Genomic DNA, 20,033 nt, shown 5'->3' with positions numbered 1-20,033 from the left:
CGCTACTGCACGCTCTCTCCGATTAACGCCCGCTCGATATCATCTGCGCCATACGGTTTGCGCATCAAACCTTGTGCACCAAGGCTTTCAAGGTCGCTGGAAAGCTCAGAATAGCCTGTGGCAAGGACAAAACGGACGCCGCGTGCTGCGAGCTCCTCGGCGACTTTGGCGCTCGATTCGGTCCCTAGATTAAAATCAACAATTGCAAAGTCGGGCTCGCGATTTGCGATTGCGGCCAAAGCCCCTTTGACAGAGCTTTCGACATTCACTGATTGGACCCCCGCTTCCAGAAGGCTGTCTTCTGTGTCCAGGGCGATGATCATGTTGTCTTCCACTAACAACACGTGCTCAGGCACTTTGCGAGCCGGTGCACTCTCTGTTTCGCGTGAGTTTTTAGCCACGTTCTCGCCTTGAGATATGGCACTGTTCGCCGCTGTTGAGATGTAACGGGCAGGCACGCGGAACTCTGCTTCAAGCCCTGAGAGTTTGAAGTGCAGCTCTGCTTTGCCGCGAAGATCGTGGGGAATAATGCGCGAGATGATTGTTGAACCAAAACCCCTGCGGGTCGGGGGTTGAACCGGCGGCCCGCCGCGTTCGGTCCATGTAATCAAAAGGTCGCCATTCGCCGCTCGGTCCACCTTAACCTCAATCGACCCTTTGCTGTCGCATAGGCTGCCGTACTTCGCCGAGTTGGTGACAAGTTCGTGAATGACCAGAGCCAGAACGGTGTAAGCTTCGGGTTGAATAAGAACGGGTTCGCCCACAATCACAAGGCGGTCTTTCTTTCCGCTGAGATAGGCTTCCATCTCGCTTTCAAATAGCGAGGCGAGAGGGGCAGGGCTCCAATTTTGGCGGGTTATGTTGTCATGCGCTTTGGCAAGGGCTGCGATGCGGCCATCGATATTGGCGGTGAAGTCGGAGATATTGACCGCATCTTTTGTCGATTGAGACACGAGCGAGCGGATGAGGTTCAAGATGTTGCGCACGCGGTGATTAAGCTCTGCGATGAGCAAATCTTGCTGTTCACGGGCACGCTTGCGTTCATTGGCGACCTCGTCGGTCATGCGCAAAATCACTTCAAGCAAAGTGGTGCGCAAATTCTCCGCAATCATCAGATCACTATCGCTCCACGCCTCGCTGTGCCCTTCGATTGTTTCTACCCAGGCGGCAAAGCTGTTTCGCGGTTCGAGGCGGCCTGTTTCAGCTTTGACCGCTTTGGTCGGATCACCAGCCCACTGGACGGTCTGAGCCAAGGGTTCGCGCCAAATCACAAGGTAGTCACGTGTCGGCCGTGAGATGGGCAGGATCAATGCGCCTGCCGCTAAATCCTGAAACGCGCGGGCCTCGGGGATATGCTCGGCCAGAGAGCTTGCGGCAAGAACAGGGCTGTCTTGCGCCGCGCCAAGCGCTGGCAAAAGGGTCAAAAATTGTTCCCTGCTCGGGGCTGAGCCGTGCGATACATAATCATCCTGAATAAGGATCGATGTGCCGTCGTGTGTGATCACCTCTCCAAGGGTCTGTGCGAAGGCGTCTACATCTTCGGTAAAGGACACGCCATCAGCCAGCCGCCGGATCAACAAATCATGCATGCTTTGTGATCGGGCACGCAAATTCTCGGAACGCTCAACCAGCAAACGGTCCAGCGTCATCGAGAACATGTGGCTTAGCATTTCCGCAACGCTGCGAAGTGAGTAAGGGACCACCATTGGTTCTGAGTGGTGACAAGCGATCAGGCCCCACAATTTGCCAGCCCGCACAATCGAAATCGTTAAGCTTGCCTCTACGCCCATGTTTTTGAGATATTCGATATGGATCGGAGAAGATGCACGCAGCACGCTCATTGAAAGATCGAGTGGGGCGTCTGGTCGAGTGCTCTGAGAATTGGGTGCCGGCTCAATTGGCACAGGTTTGCTTTGGCAATCGGGTATAATTCTAAATCGGTTGCGCACAAACAACTCGCGCGCCTGAACTGGAATATCGGTTTTGGGATAGCGAAGACCAAGGTATGGCTCGAGGTCATCACGCTTATCCTCTGCAACCACCTCGCCGCTGTCATCCAGATGGAAGCGGTAGATCATCACCCTGTCATAGCCGAGCATCTCACGCACAAGACGGGTTGCGGTGGTGCAAAGTTCATCGGTGTTTTTCGCGTTTGAAAGCGGCCCAATGATCGGGGTGAGCGCGGCAAGGTGATCTCGGAACTCTTCTCCCGCGTGAGGCTCGAATTCGATGACTATGAAGCGGCCTGAGGGGTGGATCGCGCAATCAAACAGCCTGCCATTGCCTGTAAGATCAACGCCGAAAAGCCGTCCAACCATGTCGTCTTCGACAAGCTTTGCCAGCGCTGTACTAAGGGCATTGATAGCGGCGTTAGAGAAATGGTTCTGGAGCGGCTCGCCCGCCTTTATCCCTGCCTGCATCTTTGCCCGGGTCGCTGCATCGCCTCCCAAAAGCTGGGCCCAATTGGTCGAGAGATGCGTAATTTTCCAATCGGCATCCACTGCAATAAGCGCACCGAAGGCGTGAACCGCGCCAATCTGGTGGATGGGCTCGCGGTCGCATTCGGTAAGGTCGCTTGTGACGGATTGGAAGTTCATTCTGGATTTTCCAATACAGCGTCGCTTGAAAATTTGCTTGTGACAGCAAGGAAATGGTCAAACGCAGCGGTCGCTGCGCGGACGGCATCGGCTTCCACCTCAGGGCTGGCAGGTGCATCAACCTGCACACGCAAGCCTTTCCAAAATTCGGTCATTGCCTCACTGCTGAGGAACGAGTGCGGCCATTGAGAGCCTTCGGGAAGAGCACTTTTCATATCGTGCAGCATTGCCCTGTTGCCGAGTGACGAACCTGCAAGCACCCATGCTATACCCAGCGCAGCTTCGTCGCTGTGAAAACCCGGATCAAATGCAACCTCATTCTCCGAGACAGTCTCTCCCAGACTAATGAGATCACGCGCGATCAACCCGGTTTGCACAGGCGGTCTAAGGGCTGCAGGTGCATGAAGCGCCAACCACACTTCCACCGACAGCCGCGCGGCATATTGTGACTTTAAAAACCGCGCGTAATCATCACGTGAGCGCCAATCCGAGGCAGGGCGCATTGAGGCATCAAGTTTGTCATGGGCATGGGCAGTTGCCTCTCGCAAATGCTTGCGCAGGCTGTTTGCCTTGGATTGCGCCGTGTCTAGCTCCATGCCCTAGTATCCATCTCGCGAGAAAAGTGTCTAGCTAGATAGTCAATAGAACTGTCAATGCATTATGACAATCGTGTTTCGTGGTCTTTCGCCAGTGATCACGGCTTCTCGAGCAGCTTCCCGCCGTGTTTTCGCACTGCCCGCTCAAGCGTACCGTTCAAAAACCCCAGAATGCCGGGCAGGTCGAGTTCGATCACCACTGTATCTTCGCCAACATCAATGCCGCCGTCGATTTGCTGCCCAGCTGCGGTAATGAAAAGGTCCATTCGGTCCTCGTTTGGCCACTCTGTTTCCACTGTTGCCATACCGGGGGGAAGTAACTGCCAATTTCGTGCGCGTGGGCGTGCATGCGCCTGCGCACTTCTTCGCGGCCAAGCTTGTGGGGCAGCGAAATCCGCATCCCTATCCCTTGGCCTTCTGGGCGGGAGTGAAATCAGGAAGCGGAACGCCAGTGTCCGGCATCGCTGATGCATCTTCGAGCAGGTCATCTGCGCCAAAGCGATAGTCGAGATAGCGTGATTTGACGGCGAGATCATCCATCGCGCCTTCGGCCAAACGACGCGTCACTCTATCGACTTCGGCAGAGATTTTGGTGAGGCTGTCAATGAGGCGTTGATCTGCTGTTCCACCTGCGTGTTCTTCGCCTCGCAGGTGTTTTGGAATCTTGCAGTAGTTGTCGATAGTCTCAGGGATATAGTCACCGACAAGCTCGCGTACATCGTTCATCGCGGGATGGGCATCGTCCATTGTTTCAAGTTGCGCACCAAGAGCATCCAATTGCGCACCCAACCGCTCGACAATTTCCGCAGCTTGAGTGGGTAACGCGCTTCGTTGGTTTTCGAGCCACAGTTCAACGCGGGCGACCATCTGCTTGGGATTGCCCTGCTTTAGCTCGTGACGCTTTGGAATTTTGACTTTGGGGAAGTTTGTGAAGACGAAAGCTGCTGCCATGACAGCCAGTGCGACCATCATCACGCCGGTAAAACCAATCCCATTGAGAACTACGCCTGCGACAGATGCGCTGATCAGAATGGTCAGAACCGCGCCGGCAAAGTATTTTGCTCGGTCAAGCCAAACTTTTCGCTTCGCCATGGCTGAACCCATGCCAATCGACTTCGCGGGCCGATGCGTACCGCCAGCGCGCTGCGTCGCCAAACTTTCGGCTGCGGCATTATATATTTGTTCGGGGGTCTCCTGCACTTAGCTCAGCTTTCAGTTATCGAGCGCGAGGAGTGAAGGCTCTGTCGCAACTTTCGCCTGAGCCTGTGCCTGACCTTCGGCGCGTGCAATATAGCCTTTGGATTTCTCCACCTCGTCAGTGAGTACATTCACTGTCTGCTTCATGCTGTCGAGCGCACGAGCCTTAAAGTCATCGACTTCATCCATGGTGTCATAGATGTTTTGGAAAGCGCGCTGCAACGTCTCAAGCGGTATGGTGCTTGATGCCGCTTGCTCATGAATTTGACCGGTCTGCTCGCGAAGGAGTGTGCTGGTGGAATCTATGATATCGCTTGTCGTTTGGTTTAGGGCGCTGATTTGCCCCAGCACGAGCCGTTGATTGGTCATCGCCTGCGCAACTGTCACAGCTGTGCGAAGCGCACCCACCGTGGTTGTGCTTGCGCGGTCGACGCCTTTGACGAGCTCGACATTGTTTTTCTTAACCAAGTCCAGCGCTAGATAACCTTGAACGCTCACTGCCATCTGGGTCAGTAGGTCTTGTGTACGTTGGCGCACGTAAAACAGAGCGCTTTCGCGAAGAGCTTTGGCCTTTTCCGGATCGCTGGAGTCCAGCTCGAGAGCTTTTGCTTCAAGTTTCGCATCCAGTGTCTTTGCGATATGGATCATCTGCTCCAGCTCGCCCATGGCGTCCCACAGTTTTGCGCGCTCGGTGTCGATCGCGGCATTATCCATGTGGAGTTCTTTCTTGCCACCCTCGAGGCGTTCAAGGATCGCCTGAATGTGGCCCTGAGAGCTGGTGTAGCTATCGAAGTAGTTTTTGATCTTATTGCCAAAGGGAATGATGCCCAAAATCTTGCGCGGCTCAAGAAGATTGCCTTTACGGCCCGGATCAAGATCTTCGACCGTGCGCCGCAACTCGGCAAGATCGGTGCCTACGCTGCCATCGTCATCCATCGCGCGCACTGGGCGGTCAAGGAAACGGTTGGAGTGTGCAGCGGCGGCCCGAATTTGTTCCTGACCCATGCGCGTGATTTGATCGACTTTTGCCCCAAACTCCGGCGAATTGGCATCAACCGAAATCAGGTCTTGAACAAAAGCATCTGCTTTCACCTCGAGCTTGGATTTTTGCTCGGTCGAAACGGGAACTAGACCTGCCGCTTTTTCAGGAGCCACATGTGGCACTGGCGCGGGAGGGGTTAGCTCAAAATCGGTCGCGGTTTTCGTTGGTGCTGAAAGGTTCAGATCTGGCGAAGTTTCAGTGCTCATAGCGAAAAATCTTAGCTCCCTGGTTGGCCCTTACTTAAAAAGGCCCTGCTACATATACTGTATTAGGTATCTAAAACACGTAGTTCAAGACTGGGTTAAAGACTGCCCGTTTTGCGCCGTCGCGTCCATGCTTTTGCGCCCCATCGTTCTGGATCGGCGCTTTTATTTGTTTCCTATTGGCCTTAAGCCACTCGATTAGAGGAGCAAAAGTGACCGACCAGAGCAAAGATTCACATGCGATTGACGCTGCTGACCAAGTGGAAAGCGCAAGAACACCTAGCACTGTTCATGGTAAAGTAGACAGCGCTGGCGAGGCGGTGAGAGCAGTAACGCAGAGCCGCTATGGCTTTATGCGTGTTATCGCGACGTTCCGGGGCTGGTGGCGCGATGATGTGATCGGTGCAATCGATCATGAGGGAGTGATCGAAAAGCGCCGCGATGAATGCGCTATGTCAGAGCATTATCTCTTCATGACTGCGATGAGCGCCGGGATTGCTGTTATCGGCCTCCTCCAATCGTCGACCGCCGTTGTGATCGGCGCGATGCTTTTGTCGCCTTTGATGGGTCCGATTATGGGCCTTGGATTTGCCCTTGGTATCACCGACTATCAATGGCTCAAACAATCCACCATGTCCCTGTTCTGGGGCAGTCTGGGGGCAGTGATCTTGTGTTCGATCATCGTGTTTTTGTCTCCCATCACGACAATCACGCCTGAGATTGCCGCGCGTACACAGCCCAATTTGTTTGACCTTCTCGTCGCGCTCTTTTCAGGGCTTGCTGGCGCTTATGCGATGATCAGGGGGCGGGCCAATGCGATTGTCGGTGTGGCCATCGCGACCGCTTTGATGCCGCCTCTGGCTGTCGTGGGCTTTGGTTTTGCGACCTTTAACTGGACCGTTTTCTCCGGCGCGCTTTTGTTGTTCGTCACTAACCTTGTGACCATTGCGCTCACCGCTTGGGCGCTGTCAAAGCTCTACGGTTTCCGCGGCAGTTTAAGCCAGCGCCAGTCTCAGTTTCAAAACACGGTCATTATTCTGGTCTTCTTCGCCCTTGCGATTCCGCTTGGCCTTTCGCTTCGCACAATCGCCTGGGAAGCCAATGCGCAGCGCATTATTCGCGAGCAAATCGTACAAGAGTATAAGGGCGACGGGCGGCTTTCTCAGCTCGAAATCGCCTTTAGCGAAGAGACAATCAGCATCTTTGCCACCATGTATAGCCCTAACGTTCGGCCCAATGCGGAAACCGAGATTGAGGAAGCTCTGGCGACGCGCCTGGGGCGCAATATCGAACTCGACCTTACGCCCTTTCAAACGGGGACGGGTGCCGGCGACGCTGAACAAGCTGAGCTTGCGGCTGTAAGAGCGCGCGAAGAGCAGGCGGCAACTGCACGGGTTTCGGCTCTGGCGAACCGCTTGTCGCTTGTGGCAGGCGTGCCCGAAAGCGATGTAACCATCGATGCAAGCCGCAGGCGGGCGACAGTGCGCGCGCAGGAACTTGAGGGGGCAACGCTGGCCGCATACCGCGCATTGGAAATGCGTATCGCCGAAACAGAGCCAGAGTGGACGATTGAATTGCTCCCGCCCGTTGGCGATTTGCCAGACGAAATCACATTTGACGAAGAAGGCCCCACGCCCGAAGGTGCGCAAGCGCTCGCGGTGATCGAATGGGCCGCCAAGCGCACGAGCTTGCCGATTGTCTTGGAGGGCAGCCAAGAAGAGGCGTCGCAAGCTGCCGAATTGCTAGGACGGCGCGGTGTGAACGTTACGACTGAAAGCAGCTTTGGCCCGCTAAGAGCCAAATGGGGTGGGAATTAAGCCGCCAAGTCCAGCGGTACAATTTCGCCTGCCAGATACAGCTTCTTCGCTTTAGCCCGGCTCAATTTGCCAGAGCTTGTGCGCGGCAAGGTGCGCGGCGGTACGAGTTCCACAACGCAGCTCATACCTGTTACCGAACGCACCTTGTCAGCGATCTGCTCGCGCAGTTTAACGCGCTCTACCGGATCAGAGACGCGGCAATGGACAAGCACAGCTGGAGCTTCTTCGCCGTTCTCTGTTTCGACGGCAAAGGCTGCGATATCGCCGTGGTTGAAGCCGGGGAGTTGTTCCACCGCCCATTCGATATCTTGTGGCCAATGGTTCTTGCCATTGATGATGATCATATCTTTGGCACGGCCCACAATGAACAGATATCCATCGGCGGTGTAGCCCATATCGCCTGTGTCGAGCCAACCATCGATGAGGCAGTCTTTCGTCGCTTCCTCATTGCGGAAATAAGAGTGCATGACGGATGGACCCCGGCACCACACCTTGCCGATTTGGTGGTCTTCGCGAGCCTCCCCGTTTTCGCCCGTGATAAGGACTTCCATGTCAGGAAGCGCTTTGCCGCAATTCACAATCGCGCGGTAACGCGCAGGGCGGCTGAGGTCGCGGGGGTTCCTGAAAGACGCTCCTCTTCGACAAGTTCTACCTTGATGCCTTCGCCCGGTGGCATAACAGTCACCGCAAGCACCGCTTCGGCAAGGCCATAAGACGGAGTAAATGCGCTTGCGGAAAAGCCTGCATCAGCAAAGGCGTTCACAAAGCTTTGCATAACGTCGGGCCGGATCATATCCGCGCCATTGCCCGCAATCCGCCAGCGCGACAGGTCAAATCGCTCTGCTACATTGGTCTGGCTAGAGATGCGGCGTGCGCAAATGTCGTAGCCAAAGGTGGGCGAGTAAGAACAGGTGTTGTCCGGGTTGCGGCTGATCATATCGAGCCATGCCAGCGGACGGCGCGCAAAGGCGTCAGGTTTTAGCAGATCTGCAGAAAACTGGTTTGCAATCAGTGATAGAAAACAGCCAACAAGACCCATATCGTGATACCACGGGAGCCAGCTAATGCAGCGGTCACCTGTGCCCAATTTCATCGAAACAGCATGGCCATACAAATTGTGTAGCAACGCCTTGTGCGTTACTGCCACACCGGTTGGAAAACGGGTCGAGCCCGAAGAATATTGCAGATAGCAAATGTCATCGGGGGAGGCCTTGTAAAGCTCAACCTCATCAGCGTCATATTGCTCAAATTCTTGCCAGCTGATGCCTGAACACCCCTGACGTTCAGCGGCCGCCGCCGCCATATCGCCGATCTCTTCAGGATAGATAAGAACTTTCGGGTCTGAGCTGTTCAATTGGATCGTAAGCTGATCAATGAAGCTGTCTTTGCCACCAAATGTTGTGGGAAGGGGCAAAGGAACCGGCCATGCACCGACATAAACACAAGCACAAAAAAGAGCCGCAAAGTCCGGCCCTGTTTCAGCGATCAACGCAACGCGGTCTTGCGGTTTGATGCCGGCAGCCACCAGGCGATACGCCATTTGAAGCGCATCTTCACGCATTTCGGCGTAAGGATACACCTGTTCCAACTGCCCGCGCATGTCGTGGAAGTTGAGCCCTTTACGGCTTTTGGCAGCGTAGTCGATGGCGTCATTAAAGGTCGCGAACTCAGCGCGTTTCCTTGGCAATTCACAATCGGTCGGCGTCGGCGTCAAAGCGGCGTCGGTCATAGTGTTTGCAATACCCGTCATTCTTAGTGCGCTTCTGCAGTTACGCACTCTTTCAATCCCATTTCCTCTCAGGTTATACCCATTACCCCAAGAGGCTTCGTCTTTTTCATTTGATAAGGACTGTGGCACGAATAAGGCGAAATGGTGTCGGAGGGAAGCAAAACGTCATCAAATGGCAACGAAAATACGGATTTTCCCGTGGATGAGGAACCAGAATCGGGACGCGCTTCTGGGTTTGCATCGGGTAACTCTGCGTCGAGGCGGAGCAAGTCTGTGCGCAAGCGCAAGAAGGCGCGCCCTCTTGATGAAACCTCGCTTCGTGACTTAGCTTTGTCTTATGTGGCGCGCTTTGCCACGACCGGATCAAAGCTAGAGGGATACCTGGCTCGTAAGCTGCGAGAGCGCGGTGTTGCCGAAGACGCAGATGGGAGAGCTCTAACCCTTGATGTCCACGCACTCGTCACAAATTTCGTTGAACTTGGATATGTCGATGACGAAGCTTATGCGCGTTCTAAGACCCGCGACCTGACCGCACGCGGCTATGGCGCGAGGCGTGTGAGCCAGGCGCTTTGGGCTGCCGGTGTTGATGAAAATGTTCGCGAGGACACTGCACCGGGCGAGGCGGAAACACGCAGGGCTGCTATCTTACTGGCTAAGAAACGCCGTTTTGGCCCCTTCGCTTTGCCCCCGCAAGAGGAAGAGCCCGCAGAGGTCGTACACAAGCGCCGCGAAAAACAGGTTGCTGCCATGCTCCGTGCGGGACACAAGTTTGAACATATCACGTTCATCCTTGATGCACGTGCAGAAGACGAGATAGAGGAATGGCTCATCGAAGTCGAAGAGGAAGAGGGCCCGAATTTATGGTGAGACTAGCAGCTGCATGTGTGGGACTGACGCTTGTCGCCTGCTCACCAAATGGCACTTCAGCGCAGGAAAGCGCACCTGCACCTGTCCCTGCCGCTGAGGAGGCTTCTGGCACATCAGAGGTCCGCGTATCCGAGGCAGGTGTCTCAGAGGCTGGCCTTCGACTGATTGATGTGACGGTTGTAAGCGGGGAGACGCGTCATAGCTTTGTGACAGAGCTTGCCGCCACTCAGGCGGAGCAGGCAAAGGGCATGATGTTCCGCACCGAAATGGGTGATGGAGAGGGGATGTTGTTCCCTTCCTACCAACCCCAACTTCGAAGCTTTTGGATGAAGAACACACCGCTGCCGCTCGACATTATTTTCATCGGGCCAAACAAGCGGATCACAAACATTGAGGCAGGTGTGCCTTATTCGCTCGACAGTGTGACTTCGAAGGGCATGTCGATCGCGGTTTTTGAAATCCGAGGCGGTTTGTCTGCCGAATTGGGCATTGGCGAAGGCGATTTGGTCGAATTTGACCTCCCGCAGGATGCCAGCCTTTAGTTTTTCGCTGCTGCGTAAACGTCCGACTTGGCGTCCTAGGAGTAATCGGCTAACGGCTTCGCTTATGGGAATCTTTGGCAAAATCTTCACTTGGTGGGACGGTGCAACGCTTGGCACGCATTGGTGGGCCACACGCGTCGGCGGCGAACATGTTGGAACAGATGCGCAAGGCAACAAATACTATCGCGCAGCCAATAAGCTTGGAGGCAAAGATGGCCCCAACACCGGATCTTACACGCAGAAAGAGCGCCGCTGGGTAATCTACAACGGCGCAAATGACTCAAGCCGTGTGCCGAGCGAGTGGCACGGCTGGCTTCATGGTGCGTTTGATGATGTGCCCGAAAGCAATTTGCCCCCGGCCAAAGTGTGGGAAGCCGATTACACGCCAAACGCCACCGGCACGCCAAATGCCTATCTGCCGCAAGGTATGATTGAGCGGGGCGGCAAACGTGCGAAGGCTGATGGTGACTACGAAGCTTGGGCGCCTGAAGGCTGAGTATTGGTCAGAACCGTGCGTCGCCAATACACTTTAGCCCTAGCGTTGCTTGCTGGTTTTGCACTGGTGGGCTGCGATAGTGTTTCTGAGTTCATTGGCGGCGATCAGGCAGATGAGACCCAAGCCGAGGATGAAGCGCAGACCAGTTCTGACCCTGTAACGGCACAAAGCGCAGTTTCTGATGGTGAAGCCTTCGACGGCGCCACACCAATGGCGGAGCGGGTCGCCACTATCGGCCTTTTGAATAAGCGCAACAATGTCAGCCAGGATTTTGAAATTCGCCCGGGCGAAAGCGTCGAAGAAGGCCCTGTCATTGTCAAACTTGAGGCTTGCGAGCGCACCGCGCCTTATGAGTTTCCGCAAGAAACCGGCGCTTTTGTGCAGCTAGACGTGCTTGAAAGAGGCGAAAGTGATCACACGCGGGTCTTCTCAGGCTGGCTGTTCAAGGAAAATCCCAGCCTCAATGTCGTCGAGCACCCCGTCTATGATGTTTGGGTCAAAGACTGCGCGATGAGTTTTCCAGGCGACGAATGATCTGACGGGTCATGCGAACGCGAATGGTCGGCATTTGCAAAGTGCGCAAAGGCGCTTGGTAAATCCAACTCAGGTGCTGTGCGCGCCATTTCCACCAGTTTGAGATAGGCCTTTTGAGGCATCTCGACTGCGCCCATTGAGGCCAGGTGATCTGTCATGAACTGGCAGTCGAGCACTCTGAAGCCGGCCTCGTTCAAACTCGCGACCAGCCAGCATAGTGCGACCTTGCTGGCATTGTCGGAAAGGCTGAACATGCTCTCCCCGCAAAAAACCGAATCGAAAGAGACCCCGTAAAGACCGCCCACCAAACGTGGCTCACCGCCCTCAAGTCCTTCCCAGCATTCGATTGAGTGCGCATGGCCTTCTTCGTGGAGACCTTTGTAACTTTCAACGATGCGACCGCTGATCCAGCTTTCGGGATGCTCCGGGCGCGGCGCCGCGCAAGCGCGCATTACCCCTTCGAAATCCTTATTGATGGTAACTGTAAACCGCTCACTTCTCAGCACTTTGCGCAAGGTTCTCGAGACGTGCAGACCTTCCAAAGGGATGATGGCTCTTTCGCGCGGTTCGACCCAGAAGATCTCCTGATCCTCGCGGTTATCCGCCATCGGAAAGATGCCGCTGCGATAGGCGAGCAACAGTGTCTCAATCGGAATAGGAGCGCGCATTGGTGCATGCATAGTTCACAAAGTCGTATCAGCGTAAAGCTCGCGCGTCAGCATGATTCGACCAGTTGAACGCGAAAGAAGCTAACGGGGTGCTTGCCTATTGCGGATGAGCGTTCTAAAGGCCGCACTCCCATGCAGGGGTGTAGCTCAGCTGGTAGAGCATCGGTCTCCAAAACCGAGGGCCACGGGTTCGAATCCTGTCACCCCTGCCATTTTTCTCCCATCCTCAAATCTGATGCGCCTGGTTTGGCGCGCCCCCCGACTCGGCTGGCCATGCCTTGGCGCGGTGCCGAGCCGCGCGATAGGCCTGTGCCACTGTCAGGTGCTGGAGCCAGCCTTGCGTGCGCTGCAATAGATTGATTCAATTGACATTGCAGTGCGTACAACATTCTTGACGAGTGTGGCAAAAAATGCAATATAACATATGTGTAGAAAGCCCTCGTGGATTTTACGCAAATACGGGCGCTTGATGCTGCGTTTTGGACGCTGCAGTGGTGCTTAGAATGGCATTTGCGTTTGTGGATGCCGTTGGGGACAAGGCTGGGGTCATTACCGAGTTCCTTTTTTTGTCTTGCGGATCGAAAATCCGCAAAGGTAAGGAATCGCTTATGACAGATGATACTACGGTCTATCCGACCGGCCTCACAGAGGCACAGGCTCTCGAAATCAACGATGGTCTTAAATGGGGCTCGCGCCTCTTTCTTGTGATCGCGCTCGCCGCTCACGTTCTGGCGTACACTTTGTCGCCATGGTTCGGGTAAGGGAGAGCTAATATGATGAAAGAAGGACGCATTTTCCTTTATGTGAGCCCGAATGTGCTCTTGCCGATCATGTTCCTCACACTCGTGACGGCTGTGCTTTTGGTACACGCATCGATCTTGACCAACACGACCTGGATGGGCGGCTATTGGCAAGGCAGCGCGGCTGCTGAGGTCACAGAAATGGCTGCAATGGAGCCTGCTGCACCAGCCGTCGTGGAAGCGCCAGCTGTCGTTGAAGAAGCGCCAGCAGCAGAAGCTGAAGCTGCTCCAGCAGAATAAGCTCTCAGCGCCATTTGGCAAAAAGTTCAAAAGGGCTCGGCACGTGTTGCCGGGCCCTTTTGCATTTGGATTGCGGAGCGCAAGGGAGCTAGGTTCGGCGACGGATCATTGGCGCCATCACACCCAGCGCCATGAGAAGAAGAATAATCTCCAGCGAATAGACCATCAGATAGCCGTTGCTAACCGCTGGCAGTGTGGTCTCAAGGCGCAGGGCCTGCCCGGCATCTCGCAACACTCCGCCCAAAGCTGCGCCCACCCCTGCAGCGGTTGCTTGCACCGCTCCCCACGCTCCTAGCGCCATGCCGATCTGACCCGCGGGTGCGCTGCGCATTGTGGCGGTCAGCGTTCCATGGCCGAACAATCCCGCGCCGCATCCAATCAGCAGAATTCCCAACGAAAACAGCGAGGAAGAGAGGGTCGGCGCTGCGCCAATCACGAGGGCGAATCCGGGAAGACCGATCAGCGCGCCTAATGCCGACATACGCGCAGGATCGCCTCCGCGCGTCAGGATATGCGATGCGATGGCAAAGCCCACCAATGTGCCCCCTGCAAGGATAGCAGTAAGCGTGGTGGTTGCCCCTACATCCATCCCCAGCACCTGCCCGCCGTACGGCTCAAGCACCACATCCGACATGGTGAAAGCAAGTGTGCCGATAGCGATCACAGCCAGCCCGCGGATGGCTTGTGACTGCCCAGCAAACATGTCCCAGCTCTGTTTGAAAGTCAGCGGTGGTGGCGGTGCCTCCTTCATCAAATGGGGCGGCTTCATCGGCTCTTGTTTCCACACCGCGATGAAATTGAGGGAGAGCGTGATCACAGCGCAGGCCTGGATCACTTGGATCAATCGACCCGGGGTGAATTCTGACAGGAACCACCCAAAACCCAGTGCAGCACTGATCGAGCCCAGCAAAAGCCCCACATACATAAGGCCCACAACATTGGCCTGTTGATCTTCGCGTGAAAGGTCCGTTGCGAGCGCCAATCCTACGGTTTGCGTCATATGCACACCTGCGCCCACCAGAAGGATTGCGATGGCCGCTGAGACTTGTCCGATCCACGCCGGTAAAGCGACCGCCTGCATCTCTCCGCCCAATACCAAAAGCGCAAACGGCATAATCGCAAGGCCGCCAAATTGGAGCATCGATCCACGGAAAATGAACGGTACGCGCCGCCAACCCAGTGCTGACACATGCGTATCAGACTGGTGCCCGATGAGCGCTCTGAACGGGGCTATCAGAAGCGGTAGAGCGAGCATCACGCCGACAATCGTTGCAGCCACCCCAAGCTCGACAATCATAACCCGGTTGAGAGTTCCCACCAGAAGTGTGAGCGATATCCCAACTGAAAATTGGATAAGAGACAATCGCAAGAGCCGTGAGAGCGGCAGCTCTTCGCTCGCAGCATCAGCAAACGGGAGAAGCTTTGTCCCCCAGCGCATCCACATGCCAGCCAGTTTTGTATCGAGCTTGCCCGTCAAGCGCGCTCTCCCTCATTCGTCGCTCTAACACTTTAGACGCTAGAAAGTGTCAAGGTTTGCTGCAAGTTCTGAGCGTTTGAGAGGTCGCTCCAAATGCAATTAATCGGCCGATGTGGGCTGCTGCGCCTCATCGACCAAAGGCTCAACCCAACCCTTGGGCACCGCGCGCAGGATTCGGCTGGTTTCGCCGGGCTCTTCGGTGAGCAGATAGAGCATCCCATCAGGGCCTGAGCGCACGTCCCTGAACCGGACATCAAGCTCGCCAAAAAGTTCCGCCTGATCGCCCAAAGAGCCGTCCGCGTTCATATCGATATGGCGCACGTGGCGAAGGGCGAGGGCCGATAGGAAGAGGTCGCCTTGCCAGTCTGGAAAAGCTTCCCCTGAGTATTGCGCAAAGCCAGAGGGCGCGATGGAGGGGGTGAAGTGGGTGAGCGATTGCTCGGTCCCCTCAAGCGCCTCGAAAGGCGACACCCGCCCGCCTGAATAATCCAGCGCATAGGTCACTGTGGGCCAGCCATAGTTTGCGCCTTTCTTGATTGCATTCACCTCGTCACCGCCAGCGGGGCCGTGCTCGTTTTCAAGCACGCGGCCATCGGTTGTCACAAGGATGCCTTGCGGGTTGCGGTGGCCGTAAGACCAGATTTCAGGCAGCGCGCCTTCCTCACCCACGAACGGATTGTCTGCCGGAACTGACCCATCGGCGTTAAGGCGCACGATCTTGCCAAAGTGGTTGTCCAGTGTCTGGGCTTCTTCCCGGAAATGGAATGCATCGCCCACTGGCATCAGCAATGTACCATCAGGCAAAAAGGCGATACGCGCGCCGTAGTGATTGCCTTGAATGCGGCTGGGCGAGGCGCGGAAGAGCTCTTCGCCATTGGTAAGCTTGCCATCGGCATAACTAAAGCGGGTCAAAAGTAGAGTGTTCTCACCGTTTTCAAGCAGCCCCGTGTAAGAGATGTAGACCAGATTGTTCTCGGCAAACTCAGGGTGAAGGACCACGTCGAACAGCCCCGCTTGAATGTCATCGCCAAAGTGGACGGGCGGCAATTCCCAGCTTCCGGTGAACTCTTGCACGGTCTCTTGTGATCCATCTGGCTTCACCAGTAAGAGCGCGCCGGTGCGCTGTGTCACCAACATATTGCCATCGGGCAGGAAGGCGAGCGACCATGGGTGATCAAGGCCCTTAGCCACCGTCTGGACCTCGTAGTTCACCGGCCCCGCATCCACGCGGCCCGCCAGCACGCTGGTCTTGTCGCCTGTGTCAGACGCGCCTTGGTTCGAACAGGCCGCAAGCGTTAGGGCAAGGGCTCCAGCAGCCAAGGAACCGGTGGCATTTATTGCGCGCATTTTAGTCTCTTTCACACTCAGTCGTCTTATGGCCGCTTATCAGCCGCCGCCCCTCATTTGTCCACCAAGGCGGTGAATGGGCTTGATCGCCTTAGTGATGCCTCTAGTTTGCACGGCCGAAAGCTGGAGAAAGATATGCGTTTTGTCCGCTGGGTCGCGGCCCTCATCATCGCAAGCCTTGGCACTTATGTGCTTGCCGTTATTGCCAACGCACAATTTGTGATCGGCGCGCATAATGTGCCGGTAAGTCTTGGTGACCGCTATAATATGACGGCTTTCGATGTCTCCAATATGTGGCTTTATCTCGTGATTATTTTGGTCGCTTTGTTGCTGGGTTTTGCGATTGCGGCGCTTGTGAAACGATTTGCGCCCGGCCTTTCTGCTATTGCCTATCCCGTTGCGGGAGCTGCCGCCTTGGCCACGGTTTTGGGCCTTATGTACCTCCAGTTTCAAACCGTCCCCATCAGCGGCGCGCGTTCAGGTCTCGGCTTTGCCTCACAGGTTCTGGCTGGCGCGATTGGCGGCTGGATATTTGCCCGCGTTCTTGGCGCTCCAAAAACCGCATAAGCGCTTGGCCGGACTGTTTCTGGACAGACTTGCAAGAAATGCAAGGTGACACATGTGTCACCTTATTCCTACAGAATTTTCCTAAAAATTGCGCAACTGCAATGCTTTGGCCGTTGCGGACAAAGTGACACTTTGTTTTTAGAATTCGGTTCAGGATTTGCTTGTGAAAGAGCCGCAGCCATCATGACAAGCGAACCTCAAGTAGGAAAACGCTTTGTGCTCTCGCATTGGGAAAAACCGTGCAGGTGAGGGCGCGCATTGCGTTGATCCCCGGATGTGCCAATTTGCACATCGCAGACCAGATCGCCTCGCCAATATCGCTTTCGAGTTCAGCGATTCGAAGAAAGGCGGGCAGGTCTTACGTTCTCTCGATAGACCTGAGGCGCGATCGAACTGGGGGTGAGATTGCGCAGCCCCTTTCTTCGAATTGCTGTTCGCGGCCTGACACATTGAAAGCGATTTGAAACCGGTTTTGATGTGTCCTGCTTGTGAAGCGGTGATCTGCGAGGGCAATGGCTTGCAGATGATCGTCAATCAAGGGTGCAAACGAACCCTCCCCGAAAGGGTTCGTTGGAGCTAAGCGGTGTGTTCACCGCGATAGCTTTTAGGGCCGCAAATTATTGGGGGGTGATGATTGGGGGAGCGTTCTTGCGAGTAGAACGCTCCCCTTTTTGCGTTACGCCTCTTCGGCGGTCTCGGTTTTCTTGCTGCTGTGATCAGGGCCCGCATCACGCACCCCTTGAGCAAGCTTGAACACGACGCCTGAGAGCAGCAGAAGCGCAATCAGGTTGGGCAGAGCCATCGCGGCATTTGAGATATCGCCCATGCGCCACACCGTGGTGAGGTCCGCGCTTGCGCCGATATAGATCACAACGCACCACAGCACGCGCCAGATGAGGTGGAGAATTTTCTCACCCCCTTCGGTGGTGCCGGGGATACGGTCATAGATAAAGGTGATCGCGCGCTCGCCATAATAGCTCCACGTCAGGAGCGTGGTGAACACGAACACGATGAGAGCAATACTTGCGATCAGCGTGCCGATGGGAATGCCAGCCACTTCCAATGGGAAGGCCGCTGCAAACGCGCCGCTTGTCATGGCAAAGCCTTGAAGGTCGCTTTCCCATGCATGTGCGACGGCCTGACCGCCACCGGTGAAGTCGCCTTGCACGGTGAGGATAACCAGTGCCGTCATGGTGCAGATCACGATAGTATCGATGAAACAGCCCAGCATCGCCATGCGGCCTTGCTGTTCGGGATCATTGGTTTGCGCCACGGCGTGCGCGATTGGGGTCGAGCCTTGGCCGCTCTCGTTTGAGAACAGGCCGCGGGCAACACCTGCGCGGATGGCGATAATGATCATCGCCCCTGCAAAGCCGCCTGTGGCAGCTGCTGGGTTAAACGCGTGGTAGAAGATGAGGCCAAACGTCGCTGGAATATCTGCAATGTTGAGGATCAGCGCGAGCAGAGCCATCACGATATAAGCGCCTGCCATGAAGGGGATGACCTTCTCAGCAACAGAGCCGATCGACTTGATCCCGCCGATGATGACAACGAACACTGCGACCGCAACGATTGCGCCGCCAATGGCTTCCTCGATGCCGAAGAGTTCGTTGAGGCCATCAGCCACTGCGTTGGCTTGGATAGAGTTGCCGGTGATGACCGCTGAGAACAGCGTGCCAAGGCAAAAGAAGATCGCGAGCCACGTCCACTTCGGGCCCAGACCCATCATGATGTAGGTCATTGGACCGCCGCGCCATGCGCCTTCCTCGGTCTTTTCGCGGTATCGGATCGCAAGCGAGCCTTCTGCAAAGGCGAGCGCCATACCGATCAGCGCCGTGATCCACATCCAGAAAATCGCACCCGGCCCACCAAGCGCGATTGCGGTCGCAACGCCTGCAAGGTTGCCGGTGCCCACTTGCCCCGAAAGCGCGGTTGAGAGGGCTGCGAAAGGTGAAATCTCACCGTCGCCGCTGCCTTTGCGGCTTTTGAAAAGGCCAGCAAACGCGCCGCCCAAATTGCGAAGCGGGTAAAATTTCAGGCCGACCATGATGTATAGGCCAATCCCTAAAAGGATGATGACCATGGGCGGGAATGGGATGATTTCGACCCCGTTCCACGTGCCGCCCCAAATGAAGTCTGAGACATTGACCACTTGATCAGCAAAGCTGACGCCAAGAATGGATAGTGCAGTTTCACTTGCTGCCATTTTTATAAAATTCCCCGATTGTGTCCCATTGGGCCGCGCCTTGCCCGTGTGTACCGGGCGCTTATCGCGGCGTATTGGCCCTTACGCTATCGCCGCGATGCCGCGCTGGCTAGGGAATAATGTTGCGATCATGTGAAATTGCTGACTTGGGGGTTTAGCGCCCTTGCCAAGCGGCGGGAATCGCAGTAATCGAAGCGCTAATCCGACATCGATAGAGCGTATAGCCCACCCGAGACCTTGTCCCGGCGGCGATAGGCCCTACCTGAAAGCCGGAGAAACGAAACACAAACGCTAACCACGCAAGAGACGGACCATGGGTGATCCCAAGCAAGCACCAAAGCGCAAGACCTCTATCCCAGAGTTCGTCAATCAGGTGCGCACAGAGACCAGCAAAGTTGTCTGGCCGACCCGTGATGAGACGATCCGCACTGCGATCTTCGTATTCATCTTTATGGTGGTACTCGCGCTGTTCTTCTTTGGCGTCGACAGCCTCTTTAACGCTGTCGTGAACTTCCTGCTGACGCTGGCCTAAACGCCGCGCAACATCTCCAATTCAAGGATAATCCTTCATGTCTCGTTGGTATATCATCCACGCCTATTCCGGTTTTGAAAACAAGGTCAAAGAAGCGATTCTAGCAGAAGCGGATCGTCTTGGCCTGACCGAGGGCGTTGAAGAAATCGAGGTTCCGACCGAAACGATTACCGAGGTAAAGCGCGGCAAGAAGGTTCAGGTCGAGCGCAAGTTTATGCCGGGCTATGTGCTGGCTAAGCTGCGCATGAATGATGACATCTATCACCTTGTCAAAAACACGCCGAAGGTGACGGGTTTTCTTGGCAACAACAACAAACCGCAACCGATCAGCGAGCGCGAGGCGGCACGCTACTTTGGCGGTGTTGAAGAAGCGAAAGCGGCGCCCAAGCAAGACATTAGCGTTGACTATGAAATCGGCGATCAGGTCAAAGTGCTCGACGGGCCATTTGCAAGCTTCAACGGCGTGGTCGAAGAACTCGACTTCGACAAAGCGAAGGTCAAGGTCAGCGTCTCGATCTTTGGCCGTGCAACGCCGGTTGAGCTCGACTTTGAACAGGTGGAACTGGTCAAATAAGG

Annotated in this window: 19 protein-coding genes, 1 tRNA gene and 1 pseudogene; 11 read left to right on the top strand and 10 right to left on the bottom strand. The window is 55.5% G+C overall.

All coding sequences use genetic code 11. From position 1 onward, the window contains the following. Positions 1-2: 2 nt before the first annotated feature. The 5 genes from AC0V61_RS04610 to AC0V61_RS04590 all read right to left on the bottom strand — a co-directional run bounded on the left by AC0V61_RS04610 (position 3) and on the right by AC0V61_RS04590 (position 5,638). Positions 3-2,597: an HWE histidine kinase domain-containing protein gene (locus AC0V61_RS04610; protein WP_486156097.1), complete on the bottom strand. Its 2,595-nt coding sequence runs from the start codon at positions 2,595-2,597 to the stop codon at positions 3-5. Beyond that, a complete protein-coding gene (locus AC0V61_RS04605; protein ID WP_486156096.1) occupies positions 2,594-3,193 on the bottom strand; it encodes a biliverdin-producing heme oxygenase in 600 nt (199 codons plus the stop codon). The genes AC0V61_RS04610 and AC0V61_RS04605 overlap by 4 nt, the downstream gene beginning before the upstream one ends. Positions 3,194-3,291: 98 nt before the next feature. Next, positions 3,292-3,459 (bottom strand): hypothetical protein, encoded by a 168-nt coding sequence (locus tag AC0V61_RS04600; protein ID WP_486156095.1) that lies wholly within the window; start codon positions 3,457-3,459, stop codon positions 3,292-3,294. A gap of 136 nt (positions 3,460-3,595) precedes the next feature. Beyond that, positions 3,596-4,393 carry a hypothetical protein gene (locus tag AC0V61_RS04595; protein ID WP_486156094.1) on the bottom strand — a complete coding sequence of 266 codons (798 nt, stop codon included), beginning with the start codon at positions 4,391-4,393 and terminating at the stop codon, positions 3,596-3,598. 12 nt (positions 4,394-4,405) lie between these two features. Then, the gene (locus AC0V61_RS04590; RefSeq protein WP_486156093.1) at positions 4,406-5,638 is read right to left on the bottom strand and encodes a toxic anion resistance protein; all 1,233 of its coding nucleotides are present in this window, start codon (positions 5,636-5,638) and stop codon (positions 4,406-4,408) included. A 209-nt stretch (positions 5,639-5,847) separates the two neighbouring features. Here AC0V61_RS04590 and AC0V61_RS04585 point away from each other — a divergent pair, with 209 nt between their 5' ends. After that, the gene (locus AC0V61_RS04585; protein ID WP_486156092.1) at positions 5,848-7,452 is read left to right on the top strand and encodes a TIGR00341 family protein; all 1,605 of its coding nucleotides are present in this window, start codon (positions 5,848-5,850) and stop codon (positions 7,450-7,452) included. On the opposite strand, the pseudogene AC0V61_RS04580 reads toward AC0V61_RS04585, so the two are convergent. Continuing rightward, a pseudogene (locus tag AC0V61_RS04580) lies at positions 7,449-9,181 on the bottom strand (fatty acyl-AMP ligase). The gene AC0V61_RS04585 and the pseudogene AC0V61_RS04580 sit on opposite strands and share 4 nt — an antisense overlap. Positions 9,182-9,379: 198 nt before the next feature. Here AC0V61_RS04580 and AC0V61_RS04575 point away from each other — a divergent pair. The 4 genes from AC0V61_RS04575 (at position 9,380) to AC0V61_RS04560 (ending at position 11,620) form a co-directional block, all read left to right on the top strand. Next, a complete protein-coding gene (locus AC0V61_RS04575; RefSeq protein ID WP_486156091.1) occupies positions 9,380-10,048 on the top strand; it encodes a regulatory protein RecX in 669 nt (222 codons plus the stop codon). After that, positions 10,042-10,590 carry a DUF192 domain-containing protein gene (locus AC0V61_RS04570; RefSeq protein WP_486156090.1) on the top strand — a complete coding sequence of 183 codons (549 nt, stop codon included), beginning with the start codon at positions 10,042-10,044 and terminating at the stop codon, positions 10,588-10,590. Before AC0V61_RS04575 ends, AC0V61_RS04570 begins: the two co-directional genes overlap by 7 nt. A gap of 64 nt (positions 10,591-10,654) precedes the next feature. Then, positions 10,655-11,086: an NADH:ubiquinone oxidoreductase subunit NDUFA12 gene (locus AC0V61_RS04565; RefSeq protein ID WP_486156089.1), complete on the top strand. Its 432-nt coding sequence runs from the start codon at positions 10,655-10,657 to the stop codon at positions 11,084-11,086. A gap of 3 nt (positions 11,087-11,089) precedes the next feature. Further along, positions 11,090-11,620 (top strand): DUF2155 domain-containing protein, encoded by a 531-nt coding sequence (locus AC0V61_RS04560; RefSeq protein WP_486156088.1) that lies wholly within the window; start codon positions 11,090-11,092, stop codon positions 11,618-11,620. Here the strand turns inward: AC0V61_RS04560 and aat are convergent. Next, a complete protein-coding gene (aat, locus tag AC0V61_RS04555; protein ID WP_486156087.1) occupies positions 11,569-12,300 on the bottom strand; it encodes a leucyl/phenylalanyl-tRNA--protein transferase in 732 nt (243 codons plus the stop codon). The two genes, AC0V61_RS04560 and aat, sit on opposite strands and share 52 nt — an antisense overlap. Positions 12,301-12,424: 124 nt before the next feature. Here aat and AC0V61_RS04550 point away from each other — a divergent pair. From AC0V61_RS04550 to AC0V61_RS04540, 3 genes are all read left to right on the top strand, one after another. Continuing rightward, positions 12,425-12,500 (top strand) — tRNA-Trp (locus AC0V61_RS04550). Positions 12,501-12,896: 396 nt separating this feature from the next. Next, positions 12,897-13,049 (top strand): light-harvesting protein, encoded by a 153-nt coding sequence (locus tag AC0V61_RS04545; RefSeq protein WP_486156086.1) that lies wholly within the window; start codon positions 12,897-12,899, stop codon positions 13,047-13,049. A 12-nt stretch (positions 13,050-13,061) separates the two neighbouring features. After that, positions 13,062-13,328: a light-harvesting protein gene (locus AC0V61_RS04540; RefSeq protein ID WP_486156085.1), complete on the top strand. Its 267-nt coding sequence runs from the start codon at positions 13,062-13,064 to the stop codon at positions 13,326-13,328. Between the two features lie 88 nt (positions 13,329-13,416). Here AC0V61_RS04540 and AC0V61_RS04535 read toward each other — a convergent pair whose 3' ends face one another. Next, on the bottom strand, positions 13,417-14,805 hold the full coding sequence (locus AC0V61_RS04535; protein ID WP_486156084.1) for a PucC family protein: 1,389 nt from the start codon (positions 14,803-14,805) through the stop codon (positions 13,417-13,419). Positions 14,806-14,904: 99 nt separating this feature from the next. Continuing rightward, a complete protein-coding gene (locus AC0V61_RS04530) occupies positions 14,905-16,152 on the bottom strand; it encodes a PQQ-dependent sugar dehydrogenase (RefSeq protein WP_486156083.1) in 1,248 nt (415 codons plus the stop codon). 135 nt (positions 16,153-16,287) lie between these two features. On the opposite strand from AC0V61_RS04530, the gene AC0V61_RS04525 reads away from it, so the two are divergent. Then, entirely contained in the window at positions 16,288-16,719 is a 432-nt protein-coding gene (locus AC0V61_RS04525) for a hypothetical protein (protein ID WP_486156082.1), read from the top strand. Positions 16,720-17,395: 676 nt separating this feature from the next. On the opposite strand, the gene AC0V61_RS04520 is transcribed toward AC0V61_RS04525, so the two are convergent. Then, complete coding sequence (locus AC0V61_RS04520) at positions 17,396-18,925, bottom strand: alanine/glycine:cation symporter family protein (protein WP_486156081.1); 1,530 nt, start codon at positions 18,923-18,925, stop codon at positions 17,396-17,398. Positions 18,926-19,238: 313 nt separating this feature from the next. Between AC0V61_RS04520 and secE the strand changes: the two genes are divergently transcribed. Next, positions 19,239-19,457: a preprotein translocase subunit SecE gene (secE, locus tag AC0V61_RS04515; RefSeq protein ID WP_486156080.1), complete on the top strand. Its 219-nt coding sequence runs from the start codon at positions 19,239-19,241 to the stop codon at positions 19,455-19,457. Between the two features lie 37 nt (positions 19,458-19,494). Next, on the top strand, positions 19,495-20,031 hold the full coding sequence (gene nusG / locus AC0V61_RS04510) for a transcription termination/antitermination protein NusG (protein ID WP_486156079.1): 537 nt from the start codon (positions 19,495-19,497) through the stop codon (positions 20,029-20,031). Positions 20,032-20,033 lie beyond the last annotated feature (2 nt).

The sequence above is a fragment of the Erythrobacter sp. JB1-4 genome (assembly GCF_057365025.1).
Note: the sequence above shows the minus strand (reverse complement) of the source record. Positions and strands in the feature narration are given on the sequence as shown.